Origin of the sequence: Dyadobacter fermentans DSM 18053, assembly GCF_000023125.1 — a bacterium.
Classification (GTDB): Bacteria; Bacteroidota; Bacteroidia; order Cytophagales; family Spirosomataceae; genus Dyadobacter; species Dyadobacter fermentans.
In genome coordinates, this window is sequence record NC_013037.1 from 4,998,401 (window position 1) to 5,015,131 (window position 16,731).

The 16,731-nt window shown below is 51.1% G+C and carries 17 protein-coding genes; 7 read left to right on the forward strand and 10 right to left on the reverse strand.

The genetic code is table 11. The features are described from left to right. Positions 1–74: 74 nt before the first annotated feature. Positions 75–3,464 carry a beta-galactosidase, LacZ type gene (gene lacZ, locus DFER_RS20595; protein WP_015813585.1) on the reverse strand — a complete coding sequence of 1,130 codons (3,390 nt, stop codon included), beginning with the start codon at positions 3,462–3,464 and terminating at the stop codon, positions 75–77. A 177-nt stretch (positions 3,465–3,641) separates the two neighbouring features. Here lacZ and DFER_RS20600 point away from each other — a divergent pair, with 177 nt between their 5' ends. Next, positions 3,642–4,409: a type III pantothenate kinase gene (locus DFER_RS20600; RefSeq protein WP_015813586.1), complete on the forward strand. Its 768-nt coding sequence runs from the start codon at positions 3,642–3,644 to the stop codon at positions 4,407–4,409. Here DFER_RS20600 and DFER_RS20605 read toward each other — a convergent pair. After that, entirely contained in the window at positions 4,399–4,818 is a 420-nt protein-coding gene (locus tag DFER_RS20605; protein ID WP_015813587.1) for a gamma-glutamylcyclotransferase family protein, read from the reverse strand. The genes DFER_RS20600 and DFER_RS20605 overlap by 11 nt on opposite strands. Positions 4,819–4,911: 93 nt before the next feature. Here DFER_RS20605 and DFER_RS20610 point away from each other — a divergent pair, with 93 nt between their 5' ends. The 6 genes from DFER_RS20610 to DFER_RS20635 all read left to right on the forward strand — a co-directional run bounded on the left by DFER_RS20610 (position 4,912) and on the right by DFER_RS20635 (position 10,457). After that, positions 4,912–6,372 carry a hypothetical protein gene (locus tag DFER_RS20610; protein WP_015813588.1) on the forward strand — a complete coding sequence of 487 codons (1,461 nt, stop codon included), beginning with the start codon at positions 4,912–4,914 and terminating at the stop codon, positions 6,370–6,372. 52 nt (positions 6,373–6,424) lie between these two features. Further along, positions 6,425–7,747: an Nramp family divalent metal transporter gene (locus DFER_RS20615; protein ID WP_015813589.1), complete on the forward strand. Its 1,323-nt coding sequence runs from the start codon at positions 6,425–6,427 to the stop codon at positions 7,745–7,747. A gap of 140 nt (positions 7,748–7,887) precedes the next feature. Beyond that, complete coding sequence (locus DFER_RS20620; protein ID WP_015813590.1) at positions 7,888–9,195, forward strand: Gfo/Idh/MocA family protein; 1,308 nt, start codon at positions 7,888–7,890, stop codon at positions 9,193–9,195. 80 nt (positions 9,196–9,275) lie between these two features. Continuing rightward, complete coding sequence (locus DFER_RS20625; RefSeq protein WP_015813591.1) at positions 9,276–9,608, forward strand: type II toxin-antitoxin system HigB family toxin; 333 nt, start codon at positions 9,276–9,278, stop codon at positions 9,606–9,608. A 1-nt stretch (position 9,609) separates the two neighbouring features. After that, on the forward strand, positions 9,610–10,047 hold the full coding sequence (locus tag DFER_RS20630; protein ID WP_015813592.1) for a helix-turn-helix domain-containing protein: 438 nt from the start codon (positions 9,610–9,612) through the stop codon (positions 10,045–10,047). A 35-nt stretch (positions 10,048–10,082) separates the two neighbouring features. Continuing rightward, the gene (locus tag DFER_RS20635) at positions 10,083–10,457 is read left to right on the forward strand and encodes a DUF5618 family protein (RefSeq protein ID WP_015813593.1); all 375 of its coding nucleotides are present in this window, start codon (positions 10,083–10,085) and stop codon (positions 10,455–10,457) included. A gap of 58 nt (positions 10,458–10,515) precedes the next feature. On the opposite strand, the gene accC is transcribed toward DFER_RS20635, so the two are convergent. From accC to DFER_RS20670, 8 genes are all read right to left on the reverse strand, one after another. Continuing rightward, the gene (gene accC, locus DFER_RS20640) at positions 10,516–11,862 is read right to left on the reverse strand and encodes an acetyl-CoA carboxylase biotin carboxylase subunit (RefSeq protein WP_015813594.1); all 1,347 of its coding nucleotides are present in this window, start codon (positions 11,860–11,862) and stop codon (positions 10,516–10,518) included. Positions 11,863–11,891: 29 nt separating this feature from the next. Continuing rightward, positions 11,892–12,374, reverse strand: coding sequence for an acetyl-CoA carboxylase biotin carboxyl carrier protein (accB, locus tag DFER_RS20645; protein ID WP_015813595.1), 483 nt, complete (start codon positions 12,372–12,374; stop codon positions 11,892–11,894). A 4-nt stretch (positions 12,375–12,378) separates the two neighbouring features. Continuing rightward, positions 12,379–12,945: an elongation factor P gene (efp, locus tag DFER_RS20650; protein WP_015813596.1), complete on the reverse strand. Its 567-nt coding sequence runs from the start codon at positions 12,943–12,945 to the stop codon at positions 12,379–12,381. 48 nt (positions 12,946–12,993) lie between these two features. After that, the gene (locus DFER_RS20655) at positions 12,994–13,989 is read right to left on the reverse strand and encodes a beta-ketoacyl-ACP synthase III (protein ID WP_015813597.1); all 996 of its coding nucleotides are present in this window, start codon (positions 13,987–13,989) and stop codon (positions 12,994–12,996) included. Between the two features lie 89 nt (positions 13,990–14,078). Beyond that, positions 14,079–15,017 (reverse strand): phosphate acyltransferase PlsX, encoded by a 939-nt coding sequence (gene plsX, locus DFER_RS20660; RefSeq protein WP_015813598.1) that lies wholly within the window; start codon positions 15,015–15,017, stop codon positions 14,079–14,081. 131 nt (positions 15,018–15,148) lie between these two features. After that, on the reverse strand, positions 15,149–15,343 hold the full coding sequence (rpmF, locus tag DFER_RS29665; RefSeq protein ID WP_015813599.1) for a 50S ribosomal protein L32: 195 nt from the start codon (positions 15,341–15,343) through the stop codon (positions 15,149–15,151). Between the two features lie 62 nt (positions 15,344–15,405). Continuing rightward, complete coding sequence (locus DFER_RS20665; RefSeq protein ID WP_015813600.1) at positions 15,406–16,014, reverse strand: YceD family protein; 609 nt, start codon at positions 16,012–16,014, stop codon at positions 15,406–15,408. A gap of 45 nt (positions 16,015–16,059) precedes the next feature. Beyond that, a complete protein-coding gene (locus DFER_RS20670) occupies positions 16,060–16,692 on the reverse strand; it encodes an acetyltransferase (RefSeq protein ID WP_015813601.1) in 633 nt (210 codons plus the stop codon). Positions 16,693–16,731 lie beyond the last annotated feature (39 nt).

Here is a 16,731-nt window from a genome sequence, read left to right on the forward strand (position 1 = left end):
TTGTCAGGTCTTTATTAAAACTGTGGGGTATTGCAGACTTGGTAAGCCTTTCTTGAACTTGCCAAGTCTTTTCATTATCTCCTGCGGCGCCGGGTCGGTTTCTTCTTCCGCACGACCTTTTTGCGAACAGGCGCTTTTTTGACCGTCGTTTTGCGTACCGGTGCTGTTACCGCCTCTTCTTCCTCTTCGTCTTCTGTTACTGCTTCTTCGGTCGCCGCAGCGGTTTCCGCGGTCGAGACGCTCTCATTGGTTTCTTTCTGATCCACATAAGGCAGGCGCACGGCCGCTATCTGCTCGATATTGGAAGTGCTTTCGATCGGCCTCAGCCTGAATGCGTATGAATAGGTTTTCGCGGGCAGCAGGTACGCTTCATGCACGCGCGGCGACCAGCTATCGTCGCCGCCCAGGCCCATTTGCGCGAGGTCGATGTTAACGGTCGTGGACGTTCCCCGGGCCAAAACCGCTGCGCGGCGTTTTGCTGCCAGGAGGTCTTTGTCTGTATAATCGTGCACGTTGAAATTGAACGCGGTATCGCTCAGCACGAGCAGGCCGGTGCCTTCCGCATTGGTGACGGTTGCCCAGCGAATGCCGGTTTTATTGCCGTTTTCCTGCGGCGTAATGTAAGGGAAATGCTGCTCGGCCACCGTTCCGGCGTAAATGCCCACTTTTGCGCTCGTTTTACGATCTGCATAGGTTTCGTGGGGGCCGTTGCCGAACCATTGGGTTTTGGTAAATGTGGCCGGCATTCGGAGCTGCATGCCAATTTTGGCGAGCGGGGGCCATTCGCCGCGGGGCGTGAAAGTGTTTTGTACATGAATGTCGCCCGAAGCATAAACCATATATACCGATTGCACATCCATTTCACCTTTTGGCTGCTTTAATGTCTGGCTGAGCGTCACCTTGTAAATCTGTGCCGTGAGCCGCTGGGTTTTCATTTCGGAGGAAACGCGCTCCAATGTATCCAGACCGAAATTGCGCCATTGCGTGGCGTAGCTTTTGGCTGCGCCGCCTTCGTCGTTATCGGTCGGGACGCGCCAGAAGTTGGCATATGGCCCGCTTTCGAGCATTTCTTCTTTTTTGTTTTTAAAAGAAATCATGCGGCCTTCGTTTTTGTCGAACACCACCGTGAAATCCTGGCCGGCAACCTGCACGCGGGCCGAGCTGATTTGCGCAATGCGGAGCGGGCGTTCGCCGTACAGGCTCAGGTTTGGCCGCGGTGTGGCCGGTTTCACCACCGGCACCTGATGCCAGGCCACTTCATGGCCTTTCGGCGCCCACAGCGTGGCATCTTTTAGTCTCAAACTCAGATTCAGAAAATATTCCGCATTCGGTTTGGAAGCGGCAGGCAGCTCGTAGGGGATGGTAAGCTGCTGTTTGTGGCGCGGCAATGCATTCAGGTTTGCAATGCTGCCGCCTTTGCCTGCCGGCTTGCCGTTTTCGATCACTGACCAAACCAGTTCAAATGCATTCAGCGACTGAAAGTCGTAGGTATTGTGCAGCGTAAGGGCTTTTTCGCCAGTTTTCAGCGTGTCGGGCATTTCAAATTTGACATATTGATACACCTTTTTCACTTCGTTCAGCTCGGGCTGGGGCGTGCGGTCGGGGTTCACGAGGCCGTCGCCGGCATTGGCGCCGTCGAGGTAATTGAAGTAATCCCAGTAATCGGTGCCGTCGGGGCGTTTCAGTTTGAGTCCCTGGTCCACCCAGTCCCAGATGAAGCCGCCTTGCATGGTGGGATATTTTTCGATTACGTCCCAATATTCTTTGAGGTTACCGACGCTATTGCCCATGCCGTGCGCATATTCGCATACGATCAGCGGGCGGGTTTTGTCCTTTTTAACCAGCTCGGTCATATCCTGCGTGGATGGATACATGACGGAAATAATGTCGAAACTGCTCAGCGTGGTTGGTTTGTAATCTTTCCGGCCCTCGTAATGGATCGGCCGGGTAGGGTCGGCGAGCTTGATGAAATCGCCCATATCCACGAAATTCTGCCCCATTCCCGACTCGTTACCCAGCGACCAGATGATCACCGACGGGTGGTTTTTGTCGCGTTCCACCATCGCATTGCCGCGTGCGAGAAATGCCGAGCGCCATTGCGGGTTGTCGGCGAGGATAATGCCTTTGCTCCACAGCTCGTGGCTCTCGATATTGGCCTCATCCATCACATAAAGGCCATATTGGTCGCACAGGTCATACCATTCGGAAGCATTGGGATAATGCGAGGTCCTTACGGCATTGATATTGTGCTGCTTCATTAAAGTAATGTCCCGCATCATCGACTCGCGGCTGATCACACGGCCGGTTTCGGGATCGAACTCGTGGCGGTTCACGCCTTTGATGGTTATCGCTTTGCCATTCACAAGGAGTTGTCCGCCTTTGATTTTTACATCCCGGAAGCCCACGCGCTGGCTGGTCGCCTCGATCACCTTGCCGTCGGAGTTCATGAGCTGGACGGTGAGCATGTACAAATTCGGCGTTTCGGCACTCCATTTGGCGGGGCTCGGCACCGGCATTTCGGCACGGACGGCACCTTCGCGGCCCATTTCAAGCGTGCCTACCATCTGGCTCACAGGCGTAGTCACCACGTTTTTGGCAGCATCATACAATGTAAACAGCACCTGGTGCGCATGAATGGGCTGCTGGCCGTAGTTTTTTACAAATGCGCTGAGTTTCAAAGTCGCATTGTCGTGGTTGGCGTCCAGGATCGTCCTTACCGAATAATCTGTCAAAACTACCTTTGGCAAAAGCAGCAGGTTCACATCCCGGAAAATGCCGGACAGCCGCCAGTAATCCTGGTCTTCGAGGTAGCTGCCGTCTGACCAATTGATAACTTCCACAGCCAGGTTGTTCACGCCGGCCTTTACATCTTCTGTCACGTCGAACTCGAATGGCGTCATGCCGTCCTCGTGATAACCGATCGCTACACCATTCAGCCACACATAGCAGGCAGACTGCACGCCACCGAAATGCAGGAATATTTGCTTATCCTTCACATCTGCGACCGTGAACGTGGTTCGATACATGCCTACCGCATTGGTATCCGCATTAATGCGCGGCGGCGTGGCCTTAAACGGGTGTTTGATGTTGCTGAAAATCGGGCGGTCGTATTTGCGGCCTTCGCGCGCGCCGACGACCTGCCAGTTGGACGGAACGGGGATGTTATCCCAGCTTGCGTCGGAGACTTTGGGATCGTAGAAATTCAGCTGCGCTTTCGACGGATGCGGTGCCCATTTGAACTTCCAGCTGCCGTTCAGCGACTGCACGAACGAGCCTTTTTTGTCCATTGCCAATGCGGCTTTTTCCGTGGTGTACGGGAAAAAATCGGCGCGGGGCTTTTCGGTATTGATGCTGATCACCTGCGGGTCCTGCCATTCGGGAATGGCCTGTGCATGAGCCGCGTGGTGCACGATTTGTATTAAAAAAAACAGCGTCAGAAATGCGCGGGGGGTAGAAAATTGCATATCGCTTCCTGTGGTAACATGGGCGCGGTGCTTTGGTTGAACGGTTGGCAAGCACGCGATTTTATTTCGGAGGTTAAAATTAGGTATAAACCAAAAGAAACGGAGGCAAAAGGCGGGCAGCATGAAGTTTTATTTGAAGAATGCCTTTAATTTGCTTTCACATGTAAATTCTCTGCTATGCTTTTAGCCGTCGACGTTGGCAATACCGACACTGTTTTCGGGCTTCATGGTTCCGGTAACTGGGAGCACATCTGGCGGATGCGCTCGCTGGTGCAGGAAAACGAGGCGCATTACGAATCGAAACTGCGGCTGCATTTCCTGGAAGCGGGGCTGTGGTTTGGCGATGTGGAAACGGTGGTGGTGAGCAGCGTGGTGCCGGCAATTGCGCCAGTGATCCTACGGATGCTCCGTTCGCTGTTCGGAGACGGTGTGATCGTCGTCGGACCCGAGATTTATCCTGCATTATCCATTGAAATCGACCATCCGCACGAGATCGGCGCGGACCTGATCGCGAATGCGGTAGCCGTTTCCACGCGTTATAAACAGAATTGCGTGGTCGTCGATTTCGGGACTGCATTAACTTTTACGACTGTTTCCAAAGACAGCAAAATCCTGGGCGTAGCGATATTGCCGGGGCTGGTAACGGCCGTGAAAGCGTTATTTGCGAACACCGCGCAGCTGCCCGAAGTGCCGTTGGAACTGCCGCAGTCGGCGATTGGGAAAAACACGGTCGAGGCCATTCAGGCGGGCATTTTGCTGGGGTATGAAGGATTGGTGAAATCGCTGCTGGGCCGCATTCGTGCAGAGCTGGGCGGCGAATGCATTGCCGTTGCCACAGGCGGGTTATCGTCCATTATCGACACCCTCCGTGACGAGTTTACGGAAATTGATAGAAAATTAACATTGGACGGCCTGCGCATCATCGGCGAAAGCCTCAGGAAGTAGTTTTGAAATACCCATCCTCAATCAAAGGCAAATCCAAAACCGGCTGATTATACAAATACACCCAACAATCCCTGACCAGCTCCTCACCACCCCTAACCACTTCCTGACTATCCCTGACAGGCACCACCTTCCTGACATACAAACTCGCCGCCTCGTCTTCCAGAACATCCTCATACTCATCGAGTTCTTTTAGGATGTCGAGTGAATGCAATTGATAAATCTCGCCGCGCACGAGCGTAGGCGCATCAGGCTCGAACAAGGCTCCCGGATACCATTCCACGCGGAATAAGCGGCCATTGAAATACCCCTTTCCCAGGTACTCCGACGACGCTCGCAGCTTCCGCGCATAGGGGTTGTGAAATGCCTGCATCAGAGTGCCGTATGTGAATATATTATATAACTTTTCCATTCTGCGGCCAGAAGATCGGAAATTCCGCTTAATGCAGAACTGTATTTCTCTTATATTTACATGTAAGCTTCTTCATTATACTAATATACCGTTATGTACGAAAAGAATCTTGGTACAAAACAAAAAGCATTAAGGATCAACCTCGACCGCCGGATCTACGGGTCATTTGCGGAAATCGGGGCGGGTCAGGAAACGGCGGCTTACTTCTTCAAAGCCGGCGGCGCATCAGGAACCATCGCGAAAACCATGTCGGCCTACGACATGACGTTCAGCGACGCGATATACGGGACGGAAGAGGGCGGAAGGTACGTGGTGGAATCCCGGCTGATGAAAATGCTCAACCGTGAGTATAACCTCGTAGAAAAGCGGCTGTCGGAAAAACGCGGTGTGGACAGCACATTTTTTGCTTTTGCCAATACAGTAGTTGCCCTTAATTTTCAGAAAACCAACGAATCGCACGGCTGGATCGGCCTGCAATTTCAGCTCACGCCGATGGGCCCGACGAACTATGTCGTGATCCACGTGCGGATGCGGGACGATGAAAATATTTTGCAACAGCAGGCGCTGGGGATTATCGGAGTAAACCTGATTTACGGCTGCTATTACTACTACAAATCGCCCGAAATCCTGCTCATGTCGCTCATGGACGACCTAACAATTGATCGCATTGAGATCGACATGGTGCGGTTTAGCGGGCCGGATTTTGCCAAAGTGGATAACCGCCTGATGAGCCTGCGGCTCGTGAAAAACGGCTTTACCGACGCTGCATTGTTCGGCAGCGACGGCGGTGTGCTGCAACCTTCCGAGGCTTTATACAAAAAGCACATTCTCATGATGCGTGGCCGCCTGCGCCCGATCACGAACGTGCATATCGACCTGATCAGCAATGGTCAGCGGCAGTTTTTGGCAGAGGAAGATGTGGATGAATCGAAAGTGGTACTCATTTCGGAGCTCACCTTGCATAACCTCAAAGCCGGCGACCGCGATATCGACGAAAAGGACTTCCTCGACCGCGTGGACATTCTGTGTTCGCTGGGGCATATGGTGATGATTTCCAGCCACCATGAATATTACCGTCTGGTGGCTTACCTTTCCCGATTGACCAAACTGAAATCCGGCCTGCTCCTAGGTAGCCCCAATTTGCAGGATATATTTGAAGAAAAGCATTATCAGTTCCTGCAAGGCGGCATTCTCGAATCCTTCGCGACGCTGTTCAGCCGGAAGGTGAAACTGTACATTTATCCTACTTTACAGCCCGATGGCTCAGTTTACAGCTGCGAAAACTTCCGCGTGCCGGAGCATTTGCGGCCTTTGTTCCAATACCTCATTGTGAATGATAAGATTGAGGATATCCGGAACTACAACATCGAGCACATGCACATCACCACCGACTCGGTGCTGGAAATGATCAAGCGCGGCGAGCCGGGTTGGGAAAAGCTGGTGCCGGAGAATGTGGCGCAGATGATCAAGGAAAAGGCGCTGTTCGGGCTTCCGAGTGAGACTAATTACGTGGATACCGTAAAGCAGATTCACCAGGCTGTGGGGAATTTGTAGGAACGGCATTAAATATTGATTGATCTTAGCTTTTGGACATAAATTCCGGTTTATGTCCAAAATTTTATCCCCACCTACCACCTTCTTCGGCAGGCTCAAATACCTCGGTCCCGGTTTCATTCTTTCCGCTGCCATCGTAGGCTCGGGCGAGCTTATTGCTACCACCGCATTAGGCGCAAAAGCAGGATTTGTGATGTTCTGGCTGATTATTTTGAGCTGCCTGGTCAAAGTTGCATTGCAGCTGGAATTCGGCAAGAACGCCATTTACACCGGCACATTCATCATGCATAACTTCAACAACCTGCCCGGTCTGCGGCTCGGCAAGGCGCATTGGAGCATTTGGTTGTGGCTATCGTTGCAGGGGCTGAAACTGTTGCAGGTCGGCGGCATTGTGGGTGGGGTGGGCATTGTGCTGCACATGGCCTTTCCGGCGATTTCGGTTAACTACTGGGCTGTTATCGCGGTACTTATCACGTCTTTCTGGGTTTACAAAGGCAATTATGGGCCGGTTGAGAAGGGGTCGCTGGTGATGATCATTCTTTTCACTGCCGTCATTCTGGTGTCGGTCATCTCTCTGCAATGGACACCCTACGCCATCACCTGGCCGCAATTTGAAAGCGGGTTGCAATTTTCACTTCCTACGGCTTTGGTCGCGACGGCATTCGGGGCATTCGGCATTACCGGCGTGGGAGGCGATGAAATTATGTATTACAATTACTGGTGCATTGAAAAAGGCTACGCCGCTTACACCGGCCCGAATGACGGGACGAAAGAGTGGTCGGAGCGAGCCAAAGGGTGGTTCAGGGTAATGTATTTGGATGCTGTGTTATCGATGGTCGTCTACACGATTGTGACGGCTGCATTTTACCTGCTCGGCGCGGCGGTGCTGCATTCCGGTGGCAACGTTCCGGAGGGATATCAGATGGTGGAAACACTTTCGCGCATTTTCACCGAAACACTGGGCCCGTGGGCGAAGAATATCTTTCTCGTCGGGGCGTTTTTCGTGCTTTATTCAACATTATTCACGGCGGCGGCGAGCTGGGCGCGCGTTTGGGCCGATGCTTTCGGGCAGATCGGCTGGATGCCGTTCGGGTCGGAGCGGGAGCAGAAACGAAGCATTGGGATATTTTCCTGGGTGCTTCCTGCGGCGTGGTGCATATTATTCTTGTTTTTTCAGGCACCGGTGATGATGGTGATCCTGGGTGGTATTGCTACTTCGGTGTTGCTGTTGCTGGTCGTGTATGTGTCGCTGGTGTTCCGCTACCGTGAGCTGCCGGCTGCGTTGAAGCCTTCGTTTACCTATGATGTGTTTTTTTGGATGAGTGTGCTGTCGATCCTGTTTGTGAGCGGCTATGGGATCGTGCAAATTATGTGAATTTTGGATAGTACTTAATTTTAAATGCGTAGTACTTTTTGATAGATAGCGAATAGGGGAGTTACTTCTGATATTCGTCTAACCTATTGTTCGTCAGTGTACTGAACCGGACCTTCTTTCGAAATCCTAAATGCTTTCCTATGGACCATTCAACCGAAGTATCGAGAAGAAATTTTATTAAAAACACCACCGGCGCGGCCGTCGCGCTCTCCATTCCTTCCATTATTCCTGCGAGCGCATTCGGCGCGAACGACCGCGTGCGCGTAGCTGTGCTGGGTGTGAATGGCCGCGGCCAAAGCCACATTTCCGGGTTTAGTGCCCTCAGCAATGCGGAAGTGGCCACGCTCTGCGACCCGGACAATAATATTTTGCAAAAACGCGCCCAGGAATTCGAGCAGAAAACGGGTAAGAAAGTGAAGACTGAAAACGACCTGCGCAAGGTTTTCGATGACAAAACCATCGACGCCGTCAGCATCGCCACGCCAAACCACTGGCACGCATTGGCAGCCATTTGGGCGTGCCAGGCGGGTAAAGATGTGTACGTAGAAAAGCCCGGCTCGCACAACCTCCACGAAGGCCGCAAGCTGGTAGAAGCCGCAAACAAATACAAAAGAGTGGTGCAGCACGGCGTCCAGCTCCGCAGCTCGGAGGCATTGAAAGAAGCCGTAAAGCATCTCCGCGACGGCCTGATCGGCAACGTGTACATGGCCCGCGGCCTCGTGTACAAATGGCGGCCCGACATCGGCGACAAGGGCACCGAGCCGATCCCCGCAGGCCTCAACTACGACCTCTGGACCGGCCCGGCCGAAATGAAACCCTTCTCACGCAACTACGTGCATTACGACTGGCACTGGCATTGGAACTATGGCAATGGCGACATCGGCAACCAGGGCATCCACGAAACCGACATGTGCATGTGGGGCCTCGGCGTGGACACTTTCCCGGACAAAATCACGTCATCCGGCGGCAAATTCCTCTGGAACGACGCAAAGGAAACCCCGGAAGTGCTGAGCTCGTCATTTGTGTATACGAAAGAAAAGAAGATCATCGAATTTGAAGTGCGCCCCTGGATGACCAACGACGAAGGCGGCGTGGGCATTGGAAACATCTTCTACGGCTCGGAAGGCTACATGGTTGTGAAAGGGTACGACTATTATGAAACCTTCCTAGGCAAAGAAAAGAAAGCCGGCCCATCCCGCAAGGCCGGTGGCGACCATTACAAAAACTTCATCGACGCCGTCATCGCCAAAGATCCGAAGCTGCTGAATGGCCCGGTGGAAACGGCGCATTTGTCGTCGGGTTTGGCGCATTTGGGCAACATCGCCTACCGCGTCGGCCGCGCTCTGACTTTTGATAACAAGACGGAGAAGTTTGTGGGAGATGAGGAGGCTAACAAGCTGCTGACGAGGAAGTATCGCTCGCCGTATGCGCTGCCGCAGGTGGTGTAGGACTGCATTCGGGGTTATGGAATTATTGTTCAACTGAAAAAGTTCTCTATATGAGAACTTTTCTTATATTCACACACTTAATGAAGGTACATTTGATTAAGGAATCGACGATTGACAGGTTTACCTTGGACCATGCACGGAGCAAATCGTCATTCGATGAATGGTTGAAAAAATTAAAGACCGCGATTTGGCATTCGCCTGCGGATATCAGGGGAAGTTATCCGGCAGCGGACCTACTGGGCAATGGTTCAGATCGGGTCATTTTTGACATCGGCGGCAACAATTACCACATGGTCTGTAAATACTTTTTCGGTCCCAATCGCGTGCATTTGTCGATATGCTGGATTGGAACGCATGCGGAGTACACACATTTATGCAGGCGAGGACTGCAATATCCAATTTACATATACTAGCATGGACACATTGAGATACAAGGTCATCAGGAATTTCGAGCAGTATAACAATTACTGTAATGAGCTCATACAAATGTTGGAGTCCGAAAATCCGGATCAATATGAGGAAGAAATTGATCTGCTTACAGTCCTGATCGAGCACTACGACGCGGAGAACACCATTTTTAAAGGCGAGTTCGATCCTGTGGAACTGCTCAAATCACTTATGAAGGATCATCAAATGAAGGCTAAGGACATTGCCGAGTTGCTAAATGTAAGCAAAGGATATGTATCCGAAATTTTGAATTACAAAAAGGGGATGTCCAAAGATGTGATCCGCAAGCTGGCCACGCGTTTTGCGATGCGGCAGGAGGCATTCAACAAGCCGTACCGTTTGGAAGGGGAGAGAATGATGGTGGAAGAGGAGAATGCGGTGGCGCAGCAGACTGTGCTTTCATAATCATTAAATGCAAACATGTAACCACACTTTCAATTATGGATAATTATCAGGAAATCACACGCTATCTCGACAATGCTCGGGAGATTTTGAGTACCAAGGCCAATAAGGAGGGCCAGTTTTACAAGGACATCAAATATGTCCAGATGGCTTCGGGAACAGCTTATAATGCTGCATTGATGATTGCAGATGAATATTTACGGAAGAAAGAGGGAGCGAAATTTACAAAGCCCAACAGCATTGATGAATACCGTGTCCGTTTGAATAAGCATAATAAAACTTTACTGGCTTACCTGAACAGAGCTTATGATATGCTACATCTTGCCGGCTACTATCATGGCACACCTTCGGTCGGAACTATCAAGCAAGGAATGGAAGCTGCGCAAAAGATGCTGGCCTTGATTGAGCATTAACGCAAAACGGCCGACAGATCATTTCTGCCGGCCGTTCGCATATCTATCGGGTTCGAGATTATTTCAAAACAGAAAAATCAAACGACTCCAAGTATTTCGTAGTGAAGTTCCCCGATTTGAAGCCAGGATCATCCATGAGCTTAATGTGGAATGGGATCGTGGTTTTAATTCCTTCAATCACAAATTCCTGCAATGCACGCTTCATGCGGGTGAGCACTTCTTCGCGTGACTGGCCGCTGACGATCAGTTTCGCGATCATCGAGTCGTAGTTCGGCGGGATGGTGTAGCCGCTGTATACGTGGCTGTCGATGCGTACGCCGTGCCCGCCGGGGAAATGCAGGTTGGTGATTTTGCCGGGTGCGGGACGGAATCCATTGCCTGGATCTTCTGCATTGATACGGCATTCCATCGCGTAAAGCTTCGGCGTATAGTTCGTTCCGGAGATCGGCTCGCCTGCGGCTACTTTAATTTGCTCCTTAATAAGGTCAAAATCAGTGACTTCTTCCGTAATCGGGTGTTCTACCTGGATACGCGTGTTCATTTCCATGAAATAGAAATCACCGTGCTTGTCCACGAGGAACTCGATGGTGCCGGCTCCTTCGTAGCCGATTGCCTGAGCGCCTTTGATGGCCGCCGCACCCATGCGCTCACGCAATTCGGGCGTGATGATCGGAGAGGGCGTTTCTTCTACCAGCTTCTGGTGACGACGCTGGATCGAGCAATCGCGTTCCGAGAGGTGGCACACTTTACCGAATTGGTCGCCGATGATCTGGATTTCGATGTGACGGGGCTCTTCCACGAATTTTTCGAGGTAAAGGCCGTCGTTACCGAATGCAGCCGCAGATTCCGTACGGGCGTCGTTCCACGCTTTTTCGAATTCTTCGGGCTTGTTGATCACGCGCATTCCGCGTCCGCCGCCGCCCGCCGTCGCTTTCACGATCACGGGGTAGCCGATGCCTTCTGCGAGTTCTTTGCCTTGCTCCAATGATTCTAGCAAGCCTTCCGAACCGGGAACTACCGGCACGCCGGCTGCGATCATCGTCGCTTTGGCGGTAGCTTTGTCGCCCATTCCGTTGATCTGGGCGGCGGTGGCTCCGATGAACTTGATGCCGTAATCGGCGCAGATTTGCGAGAATTCAGCATTTTCGGACAAGAATCCGTAACCCGGGTGGATCGCGTCCGCGCCGGTTACTTCCGCTGCCGAAATGATATTCTGGATGCTCAGGTACGATTGCCTGCTGGGCGGAGGACCGATACAAACGGCCTCGTCGGCAAACCGCACGTGAAGGCTGTCGCGATCGGCTGTCGAGTAAACTGCGACAGTTTTGATGCCCATTTCACGACAAGTCCTGATAACACGCAGGGCGATTTCGCCCCGGTTAGCAATGAGTATCTTTTTAAACATGAAATTTCAGTGAGTTTTTGTTCGCTGCGTTATGCAGGTTCAACCAGGAACAATGGCTGGTCGAATTCTACCGGAGTTGCGTTTTCAACCAAAATCTTCACGATTTTACCTGATACTTCGGATTCGATTTCGTTGAACAGTTTCATCGCTTCAATCACGCATACCACCTTGCCGGGTTTGATCTCGTCGCCAATGTTGACGAAAGCAGGCGTTTCAGGGCTCGATGCGCGGTAGAATGTACCGATCATTGGTGATTTGATGGTGATGAGGTTCGAAGAAGCCGTTTCTTTGGAAACCGCTGGTTCTGCCGAAGCTGCCGGTGCCGCTGCCGCGGGTGCCGCAGGAGCGATAGCAGGTGCAGGTGCTGCAACTGGTGCAGCAGTGTACGATACCACCGGTGCAGCGCCGTAGCGTTTTACCTTGATTTTCAGATCGGTAGTTTCAATATTCACTTCATCCAATCCCGACTGGGCAATGAAGTCAATTAGTTTTTGGATTTCTCTGGTTTCCATTTAATTAAGATTTAACCCTTTCTACGTAATCGTATGTGCGTGTGTCAACTTTGATTTTCTGGCCTTCTTCGATGAACAAAGGAACCATAATCCGGGCGCCAGTCTCTACCTCGATCGCTTTCTTAGGCGAGTTGGCGGTGTCGCCTTTCAAGCCCGGCTCCGAGTAAGTAACAGTCAGCTCGACAAACGGAGGTAATTCGCAGATCAGCGCTGCATCCGTTTCAGTATTGATCAGGATTTCAACTTCCTGGCCCTCTTTCATAAGGTCGGCGTTGGTCACCAGCTTTTCGTCGATCAATACCTGGTCGAATGTCTCGGAGTTCATGAAGTTGTAGCCAACTTCATCTTTATATAGGAACTGGAATTTGTGACGCTCCACACGCACGGGCGTAATGCCTGCGCCTGATGAGAATGTATTGTCCAGAACTTTGCCGCTAGTAAGGCTTTTCAGTTTGGTACGAACGAACGCGTTGCCTTTTCCGGGTTTCACGTGTTGGAATTCAATCACCTGAAAAAGATCATGATTGAAATGGATCACCAAACCGTTACGCAAATCTGCAGTAGTTGCCATTTTTATGCTAATGAATTGTATAATAATGCTTTATTGAAAATCACATGCCTAGGCGTCGTAACCCCATTTGAGGTACATGGCGCCCCAGGTAAAGCCTCCGCCGAATGCGGCGAGTATCAGGTTATCCCCTTTTTTGAGTTGTGATTCATAGTCCCACAGGCACAAGGGAATGGTCGCTGCCGTGGTGTTACCGTACTTGTGAATATTCATCATCACCTTATCCATCCCTACGCCCATCCGGTTGGCGGTAGCCTCGATGATCCGGCGGTTGGCCTGGTGAGGGACGAGCCACGCGGTATTTTCGCTGGTAAGCCCGTTGCGCTCCATAATATCGGCCGCAATGTCGGCCATATTGGTTACGGCAAATTTGAAAACCTGCGCACCATCCTGGTAAACGTAATGCAGCCTGTTATCTACCGTTTCGTGGGTAGGCGGGTAGCGGCTTCCTCCCGCTTTCTGGTTGAGGTAGGGATACCCCGCACCGTCCGATTTGATAATCGAGTCGATAATGCCGTTTCCTTCGGTGTCCGGTTCGAGCAGCACAGCGCCGGCGCCGTCGCCGAAAAGGATACAGGTCTTGCGGTCGGTGTAGTCGACGATCGCGGACATTTTATCCGAACCTACGACGATCACCTTTTTATATTTTCCCGTCTCGATGAATTGCGAGCCGAGTGTCAATGCATAAATAAAACCCGAGCAGGCTGCCTGGATGTCGAAACTTCCGATGTTACGGATGCCCACCATGTCGCAGATGAGGTTGGCCGTGCAGGGGAATACAAAATCGGGTGTGGTAGTAGCGCAGATGAGCAGGTCGATTTCCTCGGGCTTTGTATTGGTTTTGGCGAGCAATCCCTTTACAGCCTCGGCACCCATATGTGAACTTCCTAAACCTTCGCCTTTCAGAATACGTCTTTCTTTGATACCTGTGCGGCTAACGATCCATTCGTCGTTCGTTGCCACCATTGTTTCCAATTCTGCATTAGTCAGCACATAATCAGGCACATACCCTTGTATTCCTGTTATAGAGGCTTTAATATGGGTCATGATAAATCAACTATTCAAAATCCGAATAGATTTGGTAAAATAGGACAGTTTCAGTTTTCTCATAGTCATGTGGTTGTCAGCATTCGTTGTTAGCTCAATGCCTGGGCGATGTGCAGGTAAGCTTTTGATTTCACCTGTTTATAGGCCCAGTCAACCATATTCTTGATGGCCAGCGGCGTTGATACCCCGTGTGCGATCATCACATTTCCATTCACCCCGATAATAGGACTGCCTCCGATGGATTCGTAGTTCGTCTGGTCGATAAAATCGTCCTGGAAACCTCTTTTCTTTGATATCTCGTAAAGAGATTCTCCGAGTTTAAACAAAATATTGCCGGTAAAGCCGTCGGTTACAATCACGTCGGCCTTGTTAGTGAAGAGATCTTTCCCTTCGATATTTCCGATAAAATTGATGCGCTTGTTTTGTTGCAGCAGGGGATAGGTGGCCTGCGAAGTGAGGGAGCCTTTTTGCTCTTCTTCCCCGATATTCATCAGTGCAACACGCGGCTTGTCGATCTGGAAAGTATGCTGTGCGAAGATCGAGCCGATCTCGCCGAACTGCGAAAGGACTTCCGGCTTGCAATCGGCATTGGCACCGATGTCGAGCATCACGGCATAGCCGCCACCAACCTGTGGCACAAGTCCTGCGATGGCCGGACGAAGAATACCTTCAATGGCTTTAATGCTGAAAAGGGCGCCCACGTGCATGGCACCTGTATTTCCTGCACTGCAGAATATATCTACCTCTTTTTCTTTCAGAAGTTTAAAACCTACTCCAATGCTGGAATTCGGTTTTTGAGAAAGGGCTTTGGTAGGATGTTCCCCCATCTCGATTACATCTTCTGCGTGAACGACGTCAACATTAGTAGGCGTAAAGTTGTGCTGGTTGAAAATATCCCAGATCACGTTTTCCCGGCCAATTAAAACGATTCTCGCCTCGGATGGTAGCTCAGAAGAGGCTTGGATCACCCCTTCAACAATTGCTTGCGGAGCTAAATCTCCCCCCATAGCATCTACCGCAATTTTCATTTACACGCTGTTATTTTGACAAATAAGTTAGAAACCGAAGGTGTAAATTTAGCAGATGTGCCGCAGTAAAAAAGAATTTCGCAACAACTTTTATAGGGCTGCTGCGAAATTGAATTGCTCATCGACTGAAACTAAACCGTTTTGGTGTAGTTTTCAACTACTACCTTACCTCTGTAAACCAGGTTGCCTTCGTGAACGTGTGCACGGTGCAATTGGTGGATTTCTCCGGTTGTAGCATCAGTTCCCAACTGCTTTCCGGTAAGGAAATCGTGCGCTCTGCGTGAATCGCGACGGGTGCTGGAATGTCTCCGCTTAGGATGTGCCATGATATTTTTGGTCTATTGTTATTTACTATTTATGTTCCAGGGATTAAAATCCCTGGTTGTTGTTATTTTTTCAAATTCTTCAAGGCTTCCCAGCGAGGATCGATCTTTTCTTCTTCCTCCCCTTCTTCCCCTTCCTCCGTTTCTCCCGAGGTATACACCAGCGTTCCTTCTTCCTCATCATCTTCCAGGTCAAACTCGTCTTCCTCGGTGCGCAGGCTCGGATGGAGCTTTTTGACCGGGAGCGACAACGCGATAAAGTCGAAAACGTAACGCGCTACATTGATCCTGTTGGTGTTACGGCTGATGATCTCAATCTCTTCCGTCAGCTCCTCGTTGTGATCGCCGAACTTTAATATAATGCGTTCGTCGGAATCAATCGGTTCTTCGAACGGTTCGAGTGTGCGGTCACAGGCAAGGGTCACGCTTCCCTCGGTATGAAAACGAAGCTGGATCATCGTTGCCGATTTGTTGAGCGTCACGTGCGTTTTGAACTGCCCGTGCTCGATCAGATCCTGCTCCATTTCCTCAAAAAAAGCATCGCCGGATTCCATATCATAGTCATACTGTTTGTCTTCCAAACCGTAAATGTCTATGTTGTATTTACTTAGCTCTTTCACTTTTTCTGTCAAAAGGAGTGCAAAGGTAATGTGTTTCAGTTTAATAAAAAACATTGGGCGGGAAAATTGTTGCCATCCCGCTGCTATTCCGGTGGTCTGTCAGATTTTCCGTGCCGGATTGCCAAAATAGGTCGCTCCTGCGGGCACATTCTCCACCACCACCGAGCCCGCACCGATGCGCGCATTCTTGCCCACCTGAATGCCTGCCACAATCACCGCGCCGGAGCCGATGAACACGCCGTCGCCCAAAGTCACGCGGTCGTTGATAACTGCTCCTGCCCCGATAGTCACAAAATCGCCCACAATGGCCGCGGTGTCAATAATTGCCCCTGTTTGTACCAGGCAATGATGCCCTACCACCGTCCGCGCGCCGATGGTCGCCCGGGCTGCAATAAGGTTACCGTGGCCGATGGACGCCATGCCGGAAATCACCGCGGTGTCGTGGATCGCATTCACGGGCATATTTTTGTATTCTTCGTTCAGCGATTCCACCAGCCTTTCACGTACCGAGCGCTCGCCGATCGCGATGAATGCCTCACATTTGGAACCGATGATGTTCAGGTAGCTCGTGTCGTCGGTATTGCCGAGCACGCTCACTTCGCCGAACTCCCGGCCGTGCAGCTCCGCATGGTCGTCGAGGAAGCCGTAAACGAGTACATTATTTCTTCTGAAAATATCGAGGGCCTGCATACCTACGTCGCCGGCGCCAAAAATTAATACGGGATTTTCCATAGTTGAAGTTAGTATTGAATAAAAAGTCTTCATCTGAAT